This is a genomic window from Frankia sp. R82 (assembly GCF_023716925.1).
Lineage (GTDB): Bacteria > Actinomycetota > Actinomycetes > Frankiales > Frankiaceae > Frankia.
Genome location: NZ_JAMQQG010000282.1, coordinates 41,542 through 54,971, shown reverse-complemented (window position 1 = coordinate 54,971; position 13,430 = coordinate 41,542). Strand labels below are relative to the sequence as shown.

At 71.3% G+C, this 13,430-nt stretch carries 13 protein-coding genes and 1 tRNA gene; 2 read left to right on the top strand and 12 right to left on the bottom strand.

Translation table 11 applies throughout. The features are described from left to right. From ND747_RS20970 to ND747_RS20940, 7 genes are all read right to left on the bottom strand, one after another. A partial coding sequence (locus ND747_RS20970; RefSeq protein ID WP_251735642.1) for a Rho termination factor N-terminal domain-containing protein occupies positions 1-457 on the bottom strand: 457 nt, incomplete at its 3' end. 487 nt (positions 458-944) lie between these two features. Beyond that, the gene (locus ND747_RS20965) at positions 945-1,988 is read right to left on the bottom strand and encodes a homoserine kinase (protein WP_251735640.1); all 1,044 of its coding nucleotides are present in this window, start codon (positions 1,986-1,988) and stop codon (positions 945-947) included. Next, positions 1,985-3,073: a threonine synthase gene (gene thrC / locus ND747_RS20960; protein ID WP_251735647.1), complete on the bottom strand. Its 1,089-nt coding sequence runs from the start codon at positions 3,071-3,073 to the stop codon at positions 1,985-1,987. Before thrC ends, ND747_RS20965 begins: the two co-directional genes overlap by 4 nt. Before the next feature lie 68 nt (positions 3,074-3,141). After that, on the bottom strand, positions 3,142-4,425 hold the full coding sequence (locus ND747_RS20955) for a homoserine dehydrogenase (RefSeq protein ID WP_251735638.1): 1,284 nt from the start codon (positions 4,423-4,425) through the stop codon (positions 3,142-3,144). Beyond that, the gene (gene lysA, locus ND747_RS20950) at positions 4,422-5,867 is read right to left on the bottom strand and encodes a diaminopimelate decarboxylase (protein WP_251735637.1); all 1,446 of its coding nucleotides are present in this window, start codon (positions 5,865-5,867) and stop codon (positions 4,422-4,424) included. The genes ND747_RS20955 and lysA overlap by 4 nt, the downstream gene beginning before the upstream one ends. Before the next feature lie 81 nt (positions 5,868-5,948). Beyond that, positions 5,949-7,607, bottom strand: coding sequence for an arginine--tRNA ligase (gene argS, locus ND747_RS20945; RefSeq protein WP_251735635.1), 1,659 nt, complete (start codon positions 7,605-7,607; stop codon positions 5,949-5,951). Between the two features lie 64 nt (positions 7,608-7,671). Further along, positions 7,672-8,058, bottom strand: coding sequence for a response regulator (locus tag ND747_RS20940; protein WP_251735633.1), 387 nt, complete (start codon positions 8,056-8,058; stop codon positions 7,672-7,674). A gap of 75 nt (positions 8,059-8,133) precedes the next feature. Between ND747_RS20940 and ND747_RS20935 the strand changes: the two genes are divergently transcribed. After that, positions 8,134-8,205: transfer RNA gene (locus ND747_RS20935), tRNA-Arg, on the top strand. A 593-nt stretch (positions 8,206-8,798) separates the two neighbouring features. Here the strand turns inward: ND747_RS20935 and ND747_RS30205 are convergent. The 3 genes from ND747_RS30205 to ND747_RS20925 all read right to left on the bottom strand — a co-directional run bounded on the left by ND747_RS30205 (position 8,799) and on the right by ND747_RS20925 (position 11,045). Continuing rightward, positions 8,799-9,374 carry a putative immunity protein gene (locus tag ND747_RS30205; protein WP_374216286.1) on the bottom strand — a complete coding sequence of 192 codons (576 nt, stop codon included), beginning with the start codon at positions 9,372-9,374 and terminating at the stop codon, positions 8,799-8,801. Between the two features lie 57 nt (positions 9,375-9,431). Continuing rightward, positions 9,432-10,085, bottom strand: coding sequence for a class I SAM-dependent methyltransferase (locus tag ND747_RS20930; protein ID WP_251735631.1), 654 nt, complete (start codon positions 10,083-10,085; stop codon positions 9,432-9,434). A 108-nt stretch (positions 10,086-10,193) separates the two neighbouring features. After that, positions 10,194-11,045 (bottom strand): class I SAM-dependent methyltransferase, encoded by an 852-nt coding sequence (locus ND747_RS20925; RefSeq protein WP_251735629.1) that lies wholly within the window; start codon positions 11,043-11,045, stop codon positions 10,194-10,196. Positions 11,046-11,198: 153 nt separating this feature from the next. Between ND747_RS20925 and ND747_RS20920 the strand changes: the two genes are divergently transcribed. Beyond that, positions 11,199-11,738 (top strand): putative immunity protein, encoded by a 540-nt coding sequence (locus ND747_RS20920; RefSeq protein ID WP_251735627.1) that lies wholly within the window; start codon positions 11,199-11,201, stop codon positions 11,736-11,738. A 325-nt stretch (positions 11,739-12,063) separates the two neighbouring features. On the opposite strand, the gene ND747_RS20915 is transcribed toward ND747_RS20920, so the two are convergent. Both ND747_RS20915 and ND747_RS20910 read right to left on the bottom strand, forming a co-directional pair. Continuing rightward, a complete protein-coding gene (locus ND747_RS20915; protein ID WP_251735626.1) occupies positions 12,064-12,456 on the bottom strand; it encodes a hypothetical protein in 393 nt (130 codons plus the stop codon). Then, on the bottom strand, positions 12,456-13,376 hold the full coding sequence (locus tag ND747_RS20910; protein ID WP_251735624.1) for an ABC transporter ATP-binding protein: 921 nt from the start codon (positions 13,374-13,376) through the stop codon (positions 12,456-12,458). Before ND747_RS20910 ends, ND747_RS20915 begins: the two co-directional genes overlap by 1 nt. Positions 13,377-13,430 lie beyond the last annotated feature (54 nt).

Genomic DNA, 13,430 nt, shown 5'->3' with positions numbered 1-13,430 from the left:
GGCCGGTAGGGAAGTCGGCAGTGCTGGCCGGCGCGGAACCGCCGGTGGACGGCGTGGCCACCGGCTGCGCACCGGCGGACGCGGGTGCGGCCGAACCGCCCGAGCTCTCGTTCTGGAGGTTCTGGATCGCGGCGATGAGCTGGCCCTTGCGCAGTCGGCCGACTCCCTGGATCCCCATGGACTGGGCCATGGCCTGCAGTTCCGGGAGCAGCATCGCGGACAGACCGGTGCCCTGACGGCGTCGGCGAGTCACGCTCGCCGCGGCAGCCGCGGCGGCCGCCGCATCCCCGTTGGCGGCCCGCTCGCTGCCGCTGTCGGCAGCGAGAACGGACGCGGTGGTGAGGGTGTCTGCGGACGAGGTGGCGGCCGCCGGCCCGCTCTCGTGAAGCGATGCAGGCGTCGCCGACGCCGCAGACTCACGTGCGCTCGATGGCAGCACGTTGGTGGTGTCGCTCAAGGTTTTCCTTCCCTGAAGGAACTGGCTCGACAGACGAGCCGGGCGTAGCGTGTGAACCTTCTTCGCCTGCACAGATGCCGGGTGAAGGGGATGTAAAGCACCGGATGGGCGAAAGACGCGCCCGTCTACGGCGCCAGCGGCCGTCTGCCGCGAGCGAACTCGCCAATCCCGCCCAGGTGTGCCGGTGTGGAGCCGAGGCAACGACGACGAGGCCGAAACACCGGAGTCCCGAACCACGGTCCATCTGGCCGAGCCGGAACGACCCGGTACTGGACAGATCCAGTACCCGACCGACCCGGTGCCAGAGCGACACTGCGGGAGCGAGCACGCGCCGCGGTGGCAGCGGGTGCAGTCACCAGACTATCCAGCCGCGGACACCTGGGCAACAACCTTGAGGCGTCAGGACTTCCCGACGGGACTCAGAACCGCGCCCGACGGGTCGTCCGAGCAACCGGACACTCGTACGGACACCAACCACAATATATGATCATCGGCTGCGGTCCACCGCGAGGACCTGTGCGCCGCCCCGGTCGACACTCAACGGCAGCACCGTGAACTCGCCGGTCACGGCGCCGGCGGCCAGCGCCGCCTGCTGTCCGCCGACGGCCAGCGCCAGCACCGACGGCCCGGAACCGGACAGCGTCGCCGCGAGGCCCATCGCCCGCAGCCGGCCGACCAGTTCCCCGGTCCCCCCGGATGCGGGTAGCCGGTACGGCTGGTGCAGGAAGTCCTCGGTGGCCCGCAGCAGAACCCTCGCCCGCGCGTCGGCAGCCGCCGGTTCGCCCGCCGACAGGACCAGCGCCAACAGCGCCGCCCGGCCCAGGGTGCGGGCCGCGTCGGCCAGCGGGACCCGCTCCGGCAGCGCACCGCGCGACTGTTCGGTCGACTGGCGCAGGGCCGGGACGAACACCACCGGCCGCAGCTGCTCGAACGGCTCCACCCGCAGACAGTCCGCGCCGTGCTGGTCCGACCAGGCCACGGTGAAACCGCCGACGAGCGCCGCGGCGACGTTGTCCGGATGCCCCTCGAGCTCGTCCGCCAGCCGCAGCATCCACCCGGCCCCACCAGCCCCACCAGCCCCACCAGCCCCACCAGCCGCACCAGCCGCACCGGATGAGGCGGCCCCGTTGGACGAGGACGGCGGGGCGGAACGGACCGCCGGATCGTCGGCATCGCCCAACGCGGCGGCGGCCATGATGCCGGCGACGATCGCCGCGGCCGAGGAGCCAAGACCCCGGCCGTGCGGGATCCGGTTGACGCAGCGCAGCGCAAGGCCCGGTTGGGGGCGACCGAGGACGTCGAAGGTCGCCCGGATCGCCCGGACCACGAGGTGACTCTCGTCCTGGGCGACGCTGTCCGCCCCGGCGACGTCCACGCTCAGACCGCTTGCTGTCAGCTCCACCTCGACCTCGTCGTACAGGCCGAGGGCGAGCCCGAAGGAGTCGAAGCCGGGCCCCAGATTCGCGCTGGTCGCCGGCACCCGTACCCGTACCCGCCCGGATGCGCCGGCGCCCGTGGCGGGAGCCGTCACGAGAGGGTCAGGCCGAGCGCCTCGGCGGCGCCGGCGACCGTGGGACGGATCGTCTCCGGGCGGGCCGCCCCGCTGATGGCCCAGTCCGGGTCCTTCAGGCCGTTACCGGTGACCGTGCACACGATCCGCGAGCCGGCCTCGATCCGGCCGTCCGCGCGCGCCATGAGCAGGCCGGCGACACTCGCCGCACTGGACGGCTCGACGAACACGCCCTCCCGGTGCGCGAGCAGCCGGTAGGCGGCCAGGATCTGCCGGTCGTTGACGGCGTCGATGAGACCGCCGGAGGTGTCGCGGGCGTCGACGGCCTGCGCCCAGGATGCGGGATTGCCGATCCGGATGGCCGTCGCGATCGTCTGCGGCGCGGCCACCACCTCGCCGCGCACGATCGGCGCGGCACCGGCGGCCTGGAAACCGCACATCCGGGGCCGGCCGGAGCCGGTCAGCGCGTCCTGCTCGGTGTACCCCCGCCAGTAGGCGGTGATGTTGCCGGCGTTGCCGACCGGCAGGCAGTGCACGTCGGGGGCCCGCCCGAGCGCCGCCACGATCTCGAAGGAGGCGGTCTTCTGCCCTTCGATCCGGAACGGGTTGACCGAGTTGACCAGGGTGACCGGCGAGGTGTCGGCGAGTTCCCGGGCGACCCGCAGGCAGTCGTCGAACGAGCCGTCGAGCTGCAGCAACCGCGCACCGTGGACCAGTGCCTGTGCCAGCTTGCCCAGCGCGATCTTGCCGCTGGGGACGAGCACCGCGCAGGTGATCCCGGCGCGGGCGGCATAGGCGGCGGCGGAGGCCGAGGTGTTGCCGGTGGACGCGCAGATGACCGCCTGCGAGCCGGCTCCGACGGCGCGGCTGATCGCCACCGTCATCCCCCGGTCCTTGAAGGAACCGGTCGGATTGGCCCCTTCGACCTTGAGATGAACCTCACATCCGGTCAGCTCGGACAGATGCGTGGCCGGCACCAAGGGAGTACCGCCCTCGAGCAGGGTGATCACCGGCGTGTCGGCGTCCACCGGCAGCCGGTCGCGGTACTCCTCGATGAGCCCCCGCCACGGCCGGTAGCCCGGCTGCACCGCCGAGGGCGAGCGCACCTCCGCGACCGCCCCGACCTGGGGCGCCTGCACTGTGGTGGACGACACATCGACCGTGGACGACGTGGTCACGGCTCACCTCCCTCGACCCGCAGCACCCCGGACACCGCCCGCACCTCGGCGAGGCCGCGCAGCTCCTCGACCGTGGCGGACAGCGCCGCGTCGGGCGCCGCGTGCGTCACCAGGACCAGGCTCGCGTCATCGCCGCGGCCCTCCTGACGGACACTTCGGATGGACACATCGTGACGCGCGAAGGCACCGGCGACCGCCGCCAGCACGCCGGTCTTGTCGGTGACATCGAGGTTCACGTGGTACCTCGTCACGGTACGGCCCATCGGCAGCACAGGCAGCGCGGCGTAGGACGACTCACCCGGCCCCTGCCGTCCGGCGATGCGGTTGCGGGCGACCGCGACCACGTCACCGAGCACGGCGGACGCCGTCGGCGCGCCGCCGGCACCCTGGCCGTAGAACATCAGCTGCCCGGCGGCCTCCGCCTCGACGAACACGGCGTTGAACGCCTCGCGCACCCCGGCCAGCGGATGGCTGCGCGCAATCATCGCCGGATGGACGCGGACGCTGATCCCCTCGGACTGCGCCGAGCGTTCCGCGACGGCCAGCGCCTTGACCACGCAGCCGAGTTCCCGGGCGCTGGCGATGTCGGCGGCGGTCACCTCGCCGATGCCTTCCCGATACACGTCGTCGATCGTCACCCGGGTATGGAAGGCCAGCTGGGCCATGATGGCGGCCTTGGCGGCGGCGTCGTAACCGTCGATGTCGGCGGACGGATCGGCTTCGGCGTACCCGAGCGCCCCGGCCTCGGCGAGCGCCTCGGCGAACGACGCGCCGGTCTCGTCCATCCGGGTAAGCACGAAGTTGGTGGTGCCGTTGACGATGCCGAGCACCCGGCGGACCCGATCCCCGGCGAGGCTCTCGCGCAGCGGGCGGATCAGCGGGATCGCGCCGCCGACCGCCGCCTCGTAGTAGAGGTCGGTGCCGGCGGCGGCGGCCGCGTCGTGCAGCATCGCGCCGTGCGAGGCGAGCAGCGCCTTGTTCGCCGTCACGACCGGTTTGCCGGCGTTCAGGGCCGCGAGCAGCCAGTCCCGGGCCGGGTCGATCCCGCCGACGACCTCGATGACCAGGTCGACGTCGTCGCGGACGATCAGGGCGGCGGCGTCGCCGGTGAGCAGCGCCGGGTCGATCGCGGCGTCGCGGACCCGCTCGGGCCGGCGCACCGCGATGCCGACCAGGCGCAGCGGCTCCCCGACCCGGGCGGCCAGGTCGTCCGCGCTGGTGCGCAGCAACCGGACGATCTCGGTGCCGACCACGCCACAGCCGAGCAGCGCCAGGTTCATCGCGCCACCTGCGCGCCGGTCGACCCCTGCGGGTTCGCCGGTTCCGCGGAACCGGCCCGGACACCCGGGCGCGCTGGTCTCGCGGGATCGGCCGCTCCCCCGAGATCGGCCGGGTCGGCGTCAAGGCGGAGCAGATCGTCCTCGGTCTCCCGACGGACGATCACCCGCGCGGACCCGTCGCGCACGGCGATGACCGGCGGGCGGGCCACGTGGTTGTAGTTGCTGGCCATCGAGCGGTGGTAGGCGCCGCTGGCCGGCACCGCGACGAGATCGCCGGGACGGACGTCGTCCGGCAGCGACACGTCGTGGGCGACGACGTCGCCGGATTCGCAGTGCCGCCCGACCAGTGTGACGACGTGCGCGGTGGAGGCACCGGCCCGGGAGACCAGCCGCGCGGTGTAACGGGCGTCGTAGAGCGAGGTGCGGATGTTGTCGCTCATGCCGCCGTCCACGCTCACGAAGGTGCGCAGGCCCGGGAGTTCCTTGACGGTGCCGACCGCGTAGAGCGTCACCGTCGTCGACCCGACCAGGGCACGCCCGGGTTCGACGCCCAGGCGCGGCACGGGCAGCCCCGCCGCGGCGCATTCCTTGCCCACCAGCGCGATCAGCCGCTCGGCCAGCTCGTCGACGCCGAGCGGGGCGTCCTCGCTGGTGTAGGCGATGCCGAGGCCGCCGCCGAGGTCGAGTTCGGGCAGTTCGACGCCGTGGTCGTCGCGGATCCGCGCGAGCAGACCGACCATGCGGTGGGCGGCCAGACCGAAACCGGCCGTGTCGAAGATCTGCGAGCCGATGTGGGCGTGCAGCCCGACCAGCTCGAGACTGTCCTCGGCGAGCACGGCGGCCACCGCCTGTGCCGCCGCGCCACCGGCGAGGGAGAACCCGAACTTCTGGTCCTCCTGCCCGGTCGACACATAGCTGTGGGTGTGTGCCTCAACTCCTGGGGTGACCCGGACGAGCACCCGCTGGCGCACTCCCGCGGCGGCGGCGACCGCGGCGAGGCGCTCGATCTCGACGAAGCTGTCGACGGCGATCCGCCCGACCCCGTACTGGACCGCAGCCTGCAGCTCACCGACCGACTTGTTGTTGCCGTGGAACAGCAGCCGCTCGGCCGGGAAACCGACCGAGCGGGCCACGGCCAGCTCCCCGCCGGTGCACACGTCCAGGCGCAGGCCCTCCTCGTCGACCCAGCGGGCGAACGTGCGACACAGGAACGCCTTCCCGGCGTAATAAACGTCACATTCGGCGAACGCCCGGCGCCAGGCCGCGGCCCGGGCCCGGAAGTCGGCCTCGTCCAGGACGAACGCCGGCGTGCCGAACTCGGCGGCGAGCGCATCCACCCGCATCCCGCCGATGGACAGCACTCCGCCCGCGTCGAGGCGGGCCGTGGCCGGCCAGAGGTTCTCCTCCAGCCCCGTCACCGCGGTCGGTTCGGTCTCACTCATCTCGTCTCCGCCAGCCTCACTGTGCCTGCCTGAACCCACACCGTGCCTGCCACCCGCCCGTACCGCGGTACCGCACGTGTCTCACATCCGATCGGGAGCACTCACGCCGAGCAGCGCGAGGCCGTTGGACAGCACCAGCTGCGTCGCCGCGGCCAGCAGCAGCCGGGCGTCCGTCAGCGGACCGGCCGGCTCGTCCCCCTGGGGCAGTACCCGGCAGGCGTCGTAGAACCGGTGGTACACCCCGGCGAGTTCCTCGAGGTAGCGGGCGATCCGGTGCGGCCCGCGCAGGCTCGCCGCCGACTCGACGACCCGGGGGAACTCTCCCAGCGCCCGCAGCAGGTCGACCTCCCGTGGATGGGTCAGCAGCGCCACGTCCGCCCCCTCGGGCGACAGCGTCAGACCGAGCGCCTCCGCGCCGCGCAGCAGCGAGCTGATCCGGGCGTGCGCGTACTGCACGTAGAACACCGGGTTGTCGCTGGTCTGCCGGGCGATCAGGTCGAGGTCGAGCTCGATCGCCGAGTCGTGCGACTGGCGCACCAGCGAGTAGCGGGCCGCGTCGACCCCGACCGCGTCCACCAGGTCGTGCAGGGTGAGAAACGTCCCGGCGCGCTTGGACATCTTCACCGGCTCGCCGCCGCGGGTCAGCGACACCAGCTGCCCGATGATGACCTCGAGGTTGACGTCCGGGTCGTCGCCGAAGCAGGCGGAGATCGCCCGCAGCCGGCCGATGTAGCCGTGATGGTCGGCGCCGAGCAGGTAGATCAGCTGGTCATAGCCACGCCCCCGCTTGTCGCGGTAGTAGGCGGCGTCGGCGCAGAAGTACGTCCCCTGACCGTCGCTCTTGACCAGCACACGGTCCTTGTCGTCGCCGAAGTCGGTCGTGCGCAGCCAGACCGCGCCGTCCGCGTCGAAGACGTGCCCCTGGGCCCGCAGCTCGTCCACGGCACGGGTCAGCCCACCCGCGTCGTGCAGTGCCTTCTCCGACGCCCACGTGTCGAAGTGGACGCCGAAGCCCTCCAGCGTCGAGCGGATCTCGCCCAGCATCAGCGTGAGACCATGACGGGCGGCGACGGCCAGCGCCTCGTCGGCCGGCAGCTCCAGCAGATCCGGCCGCTCGGCCAGCACGGCGGTCGCGATCTCCGCCACGTACGCCCCGTGGTAGCCGTCGGCCGGGATCTCCCGCCCCGCGGCCGCCGCCAGCACCGACGCCGCGAACCGGCTGATCTGCACCCCGGCGTCGTTGACGTAGTACTCCCCGCCCACCGCGTACCCGGCCGCGGTCAGGATCCGCACCAGCGCGTCCCCCACCGCCGCCCAGCGCGCCGAGGCGAGCGTGACCGGCCCGGTCGGGTTCGCGCTGACGAACTCCAGGTTGATCCGCACATCCCGCGGCTTGATCGCATGGCCGTAGGTCGCACCCGCCCGCACCACCCGGCGGGCCACCTCGCCCAGCGCCGCCCCGGCCAGCGTGATGTTCAGGAACCCCGGCCCGGCGATGTCAACCCGGGCGACACCGTCGGTCGCGGCCAGCCGGGCGGCCAGCACCTCGGCGACCGCCCGCGGTGGACGGCGGGCCGCCTTCGCCAGCTGCAGGGCCGCCGGCGAGGCGTAGTCACCGTGCTCGGGGTTCTTCGATCGCTCCACCGTGACAGTGGTCGGCACCGGCACGTCCAGGTCGCCGTCGGCGACCGCGCGGCCAATGGCCGCAACGATGGCATCGGCGAGATCGGCGGGGGTCATGCCGCGATGCTATCGGCGCACTGCGACAAGACGACCGCCGCGACATCACCGCGGCGTTCGCGGGTCAGACCGACTGGCCCTCGGCGAGCTTCTGGACGACGGTGATCAGCTCGTCCGGATCGAACGGCTTGGTCAGGTAGTAGTCCACGCCGAGGCGCGAACCACGCCGGACGTCGGCCTCCTGCGCCCGCGCCGTCAGCATGATCAGCTTGATCCCGGCCGTGGCCGGGTTCTCCCGCAGCTGGGCGGCCACATCCCAGCCGTCCATCCGGGGCATCATGATGTCCAGAGTGATCACATGTGGGGCGACCTCGCGCACCATCTCCAACGCGTCGACACCGTCGGCGGCGGTGTGCACCTCGAAACCTTCCAACTCGAGGTTGACGACCACAAGCTGACGGATCACCGCGTCGTCGTCGACAACGAGGACCCTGGGGGCGGCGGCGTACACACTCGGCAGCTTACGGCCCACCCGGGCGCGCGACTTCGGGTTCCCACCTGGTAGCGTTAGCTCCGTCAGCCCCGAGCCCCCGTAGCTCAGGGGATAGAGCACCGCCCTCCGGAGGCGGGGGCGCAGGTTCGAATCCTGCCGGGGGCACGCGACTCTGGGGTTTCCCGTGCCGGCTTTGCGGCACCTTGTCGTCTGCGTCATGTTGGCCGGGGGGCCTAGCCCCCCGAGCCCCCCGAGTTCCGGTGGCGGGCTGGGGCCTTCGGTTTCCTTCGCCCGGTGGTTTCTCCAGCGGTTGTCGGGCTTGGCCGCCAGGACGGTCTGGTGGGGCCTGCCAGCGGTGTCTTCGGCTCTCGGCGGTGCGGCGGCGCATTCCACCTCCAGGTCGTTGTGGGTGCATCGCAGGCCCTGTGCGAATGGGTCAGCTGCCGAAGTGGGAAACGTCGGCGCCGTGGTCGCGCTGCGCCGACTCCTGGCGTCATCGGGTCTGGATTGTCGGCACCAGCTCACGATTCACGAGGGAACCGGCGATCCACGGCCGTCGACTGCTGATTGTCCGCCCGTACCTGCGTAGTCGAATGACTGCTCGCCGCGGTGCCATCAATCCCGAGCAGGGGGCACAGTTCGTCAATCAGCGCGTCGATGCTGCTCTCGCACTCGACGGCCGGCGAGACCGCCTGACAGGCGTCCCACGCCAACGACATCACCAGCCGCCACGGAAATTCCATCTCGTAAGGCTCGCATCATCTTCCACATCGCCGCGACATTTTGTGATGTCGATCAGGAGTGCCGGACCCGAAGAAGTCCACGGACTCCGTCTGGTCGGCCATCAGCACCGGCGACGTCGAGAGCACTCCTTGTAGTGCGCGAATCGCGTCCGGGAGCTGTTCACGCTGCCAACGGCACTCAAGCCGTCCGGCGGCCTCGGTCTCGTCTGCGGAGGCCGCCGCCCGCGCAGCCTTGATTGCGTAGGCAGCGGCGCCAAGCTCATGTGCGGCGACATGTGCGACCGCCCCGGCCTGGCCGGCGGCAAACGCTGCGTGACGAGCTGCTCCGCTCAGCACTCTGGCCGCAGCCATGGCATGGCCGCCCGCAGAGCGGGACTGGGACATCGCGATCTCGCCTCGTGACCAGGCCCGGATCTGCCCGATCGCGTGGCGGGGCCGAGGGTCCGAGGGCTGCACCGATTCGAAGAGGTACAGAACGTGCTCGGCGCATGCGGCCGCCCACAGACCCAGGAGCCGATGGTCGGAGTCCGTAAGTGTTCCCCCGCGGCGGATGGTGATGAACCGGGGGTCACGGTCCTTGGGAAGGATCACGGTTTCACCGTACGGGGGATGGATCCGGAACCGATATGGGCGGAATCCGGTGGTGGCTTATGTCTGCTGTGGGCGGCGGGCCAGCAGCTGTGCCTGCCGGCCTCGTTCTTCGTCCGTCGGCGCTCGCACCAGCTGGGCGACCTCGACCAATCCTGCCTGCCAGGCCAGGTCGGCGAGGTGGTCGGGTGGCCAGCGGTAGGCGCCGGTGACCCGGTGGTCGTAGGCGTGTACCGCGGTCGCGGGCTCGTCGGTGGCCAGAAAGCCGAGCAGCAGGTGGCCACCGGGCGCGAGGACGCGGTGGATCTCGGTGAGGATGGCGGGGACGTCGGGGGGTGGGGTGTGGATGAGTGAGTAGCGGCACAGCGCACCGCTCAGGACGGCGTCGGGCAGGTCCAGCGCGGTCATCGTGCCCACGTCGAAACGCAGCTGTGGGTGTGCGCGTCGGGCGATGGCGATCATCTCCGGTGAGAGGTCCACACCGAACACGTCCAACCTCGCGCGGTGCAGGTGGGCCGTTGCGTAGCCGGGCCCGCAGCCGAGGTCGGCGACCGGGCCGGGCAGGGGGCGGGTGAGGTCGGCGAACGCGGACAGCAGCGCACGCTCCAGCGGCTGACGGTCGAGCACGTCGGCGAACAGTTCCGCATATACCTCGGCCACGCCGTCATACGCCGCCGCGACGGTCACCAGATGGTTCGGGTCAGACTCGGCCATGGGCGATCATCCTAGGTGTGGGCGCGCCTGGGCTGGCCAGGTGTGGTTGAGCAGTCACGATTAACAGTCACTCTCAGTGACGTGGTCTGGGTCGTGTTCCGAGGTGCTTCAGTCACGGTGGGCCTGGATGAGCCAGGTGGCCGAGTTGTACCGGACGCCTCGTTCGGTGTGGTGCTCGGCCAGGTTGGTGCGCAGGTCGTCGAGTGCGCGGCTTGTGGCGTCGGGGTCGAGGTCGCGTACCAGTCCGGCGTGCTGGGCGCAGACGAACCGGAAGGCGTCGTCGGGGTCGGGGCCGAAGTACATGGGTTCGGTCAGGCCCTCCACCTGGACGTCGTAGAACCCGGCCGCGTGCAGGAGCGACCGGATCCGGTCGGGGTCGCTGAGGGCGAACGGGCTCGGTGCGTCCGACGGTGGGACGGGTATCTCCCGGCCGGCGGCCAGGCAGGTGAAGAAGGCCTGGAGCCATTCGTTGCGCTCGAACGGCTGCCAGGTCAGCAGGACGAGGCGCCCACCGGGGCGCAGGGCGCGCGCGAGGTTGGTGAAGGCGGCGACGGGATCACCGAAGAACATCGACCCGTGCCGGCTGATGGCGACGTCGAAGGTTTCGGACAGAAAGGGGTGGATCTGCGCGTCGGCCTGCTCGAAGGTCACGTTCGTGACGTGCTCGTGTTCGGCACGCCGACGGGCCAGGCCGAGCATCTGCGTGGACAGGTCCACGCCCAGGACAGATCCGGCCGTGGCGCGGCGGGCGGCGTCCAGGGCCATCCGTCCGTTCCCGCAGCCGACATCGAGCACGGTGGCCGTCTCGTCGATCGCGGCCGCGGCCAGAAGCCGGTCACGGTAGGCGGCGACCCCCTCATCGAAGCGATCGGCGTGGGCGGCCCAGAAAGCGCCTCCCTCGCCGTCCCAGCTGGCGAGCTGGGTGGCGTTCGACGCGTCGACGGCGAGTTCGGTGACCATGGTGCCCACTCTGTCAGAGCGCCGGGTGGCCCCACGGTCCTGGCGGGGTGGGGCACCCGGCACGTGGGACGTGGTGGCCCATCGGGTGAAGCCGGCGCAGCCAGAGATGCGGCTGGCAGCAACGGGGAGCGTCAGAACCGGCAGGATGTGCGGGTGAACGAGGATGTGCCGGTGAACCAGGTGACCATCAGCGAGGAAGACCGTCGGCTTCTCGGCGCCTGGGCTGCCAACTGCGCCGAGCGGGTGCTGCCGCTGTTCGAACAGGAGGCTCCCGCCGACACCCGCCCGCGCGAGGCCATCGAGGGCATCCGCTCCTACGCGTGCGGACAGCTGCGGAGGGGGCCGCTGCGCTCCCTTGCCTTCGCTGCCCTCGCCGCCGCACGGGACGTCGCCGATCCGGCTGCCACCGCCGCCGCCCGCGCCGCGGGCTACGCGGCAGCAACCCCGTACATCCACCCGCTGGCCACCCCCCACCAGGCAAAACACGCCCTCGGGCCGGCGATACAGGCAGCGCGGGCGGGTGAACTCGCCGCCGACGACGACGCCAGCATCGGTGACACCGAGATCCGATGGGCGATCGAACATGCCCCACCGGCAGTGCGCAGAATCCTAAGGCAGATGCCGGTTTACCGCCCTGGTCGCAGTCGACTGGACATGCTCCGCCACCAGCTCGATGCAGCCCTTCGCCGCTGACCAGCAAGACACGCCACTACGGAGACGGAAAAACAGGATCAGGGCGGTTCTCCCCGCCAGCGACTACCGAGAGACACCTGGCGGCTGGTGGCCCGGGCCCCGGGCCGTGTGAATCAAAGCCAGCGGCAACCGCTCAACCACATCCGACTGACCGGCCGGATCCTGATCACCCAGCCCTGCACCCCGAGTGGCTCCAAGGACCAGGGTGGACCGGCCCTGATCTTCACTCCCGGCGAGAGCCCTCGAAATTTTTCCCTATGAGGCTGGCCGGGGGTCGGAATTGGCTCACCCGGTATCCCATGAGCCCGAGCCACAAGGTGTGGGATCATGCGGGCGGGCAGAGTGCGAGTGCGTGGCTCCTGATTGCGCCGAGGCTTACCTTGGCGCCGCCTGTCCCGTCGCGACGCAGCGGGTCGACGTCGGGGAAGCCGGCCTGCGTCGCCTCCCGGTTGAGTGCGTAGGCCTTCCCGTCCGGCGAGACGAACACCGTCTGGTTCTTGCCCCGGCATTCGATCATCCCGTGATCGACCGTGAAGGGCCACAGGTAGACCAGGTTCTTCTCGGCGATCGGCTGGCTGGTCCCGGTAGCCGGCGGCAGCGGGACGGCCGTGCGGCCGGAGTCGTTGCCCGGCGTCGCCGTACCGCATCCCGCGAGCAGGACAGCGGTCAACGTCGCCAGCAGCGCGGACGCGACGGCGAATCGAGGCGGTCGAGGCATCAGTGCTCCTTCGCGCGGGGTTCGGCGGGGATGAGATCGGCGCCAGTGGCAGGGTCCTGCCGGGTGCGCAGCAGGGCGACGTAGCCGTCTTCGAGCGTCGGCTCGACGGGAGTCGCACCTACCGGCGGCTGATCGGTGACGATCCGGTAACGGATCCCTCCTGCGGCGTTCTGTGCGGAGACGACGGCGACGTCGCCGGTGGGCGCTCCGGCCGCGGGATCGGTGACGTATGTGCGGCCCCGGGCCACCGCGACAAGATCGCCGGTGTTGCCGTGGCGTACCAGCCGGCCCCGGTTGAGGACGGCGACCTGCGAGCAGGTCTGCGCCACGTCATCGATGATGTGCGTCGACAGGATGATCGTCCGGTCTCCGCCGAGGCCGGCGAGAAGCGCCCGGAACCGCATCCGTTCCTCGGGATCCAGGCCGGCCGTCGGCTCGTCGACGATGATGACCTGCGGTTCGCCGAGCAACGCCTGCGCGATCCCGACTCGGCGCTTCATCCCGCCGGAATAGCCCCCGGTCCGCCGGTCGGCCACCTCCGCCAGCCCGACCTGTTCGAGGAGCAGGTCAACGTGCCTTACCCGTTTCGACCGGCTGTCGATGCCCTTGAGCAGGCCGATGTAGTCGAGGAACTCGCGGGCCGACAGGTCGGGGTAGAGATCGAGGTGCTGCGGGAGATAGCCCAGCAGGCGTTTCACCGCCATCCGGTCGGCGGCGCGGGAGAGATCATGCCCGGCGACGCGGACCGATCCGGAGGTGGGCCGGATGATCCCGGCGAGGATGCGGATGAGGGTGGTCTTGCCCGCGCCGTTCGCGCCGAGCAGGCCTACCATCCCGCCGGCCAGTTCCAGGTTCAGACCGTCAAGCGCCCGTACCCCTTTCCGATAGCTCTTGGTGAGGTCCTGCACTTCTACTCGCATATCTGCCAGGCTTTCGCTTCGGTCAGACGGGCGCGGCAGCGCCAGGGCGCGGGC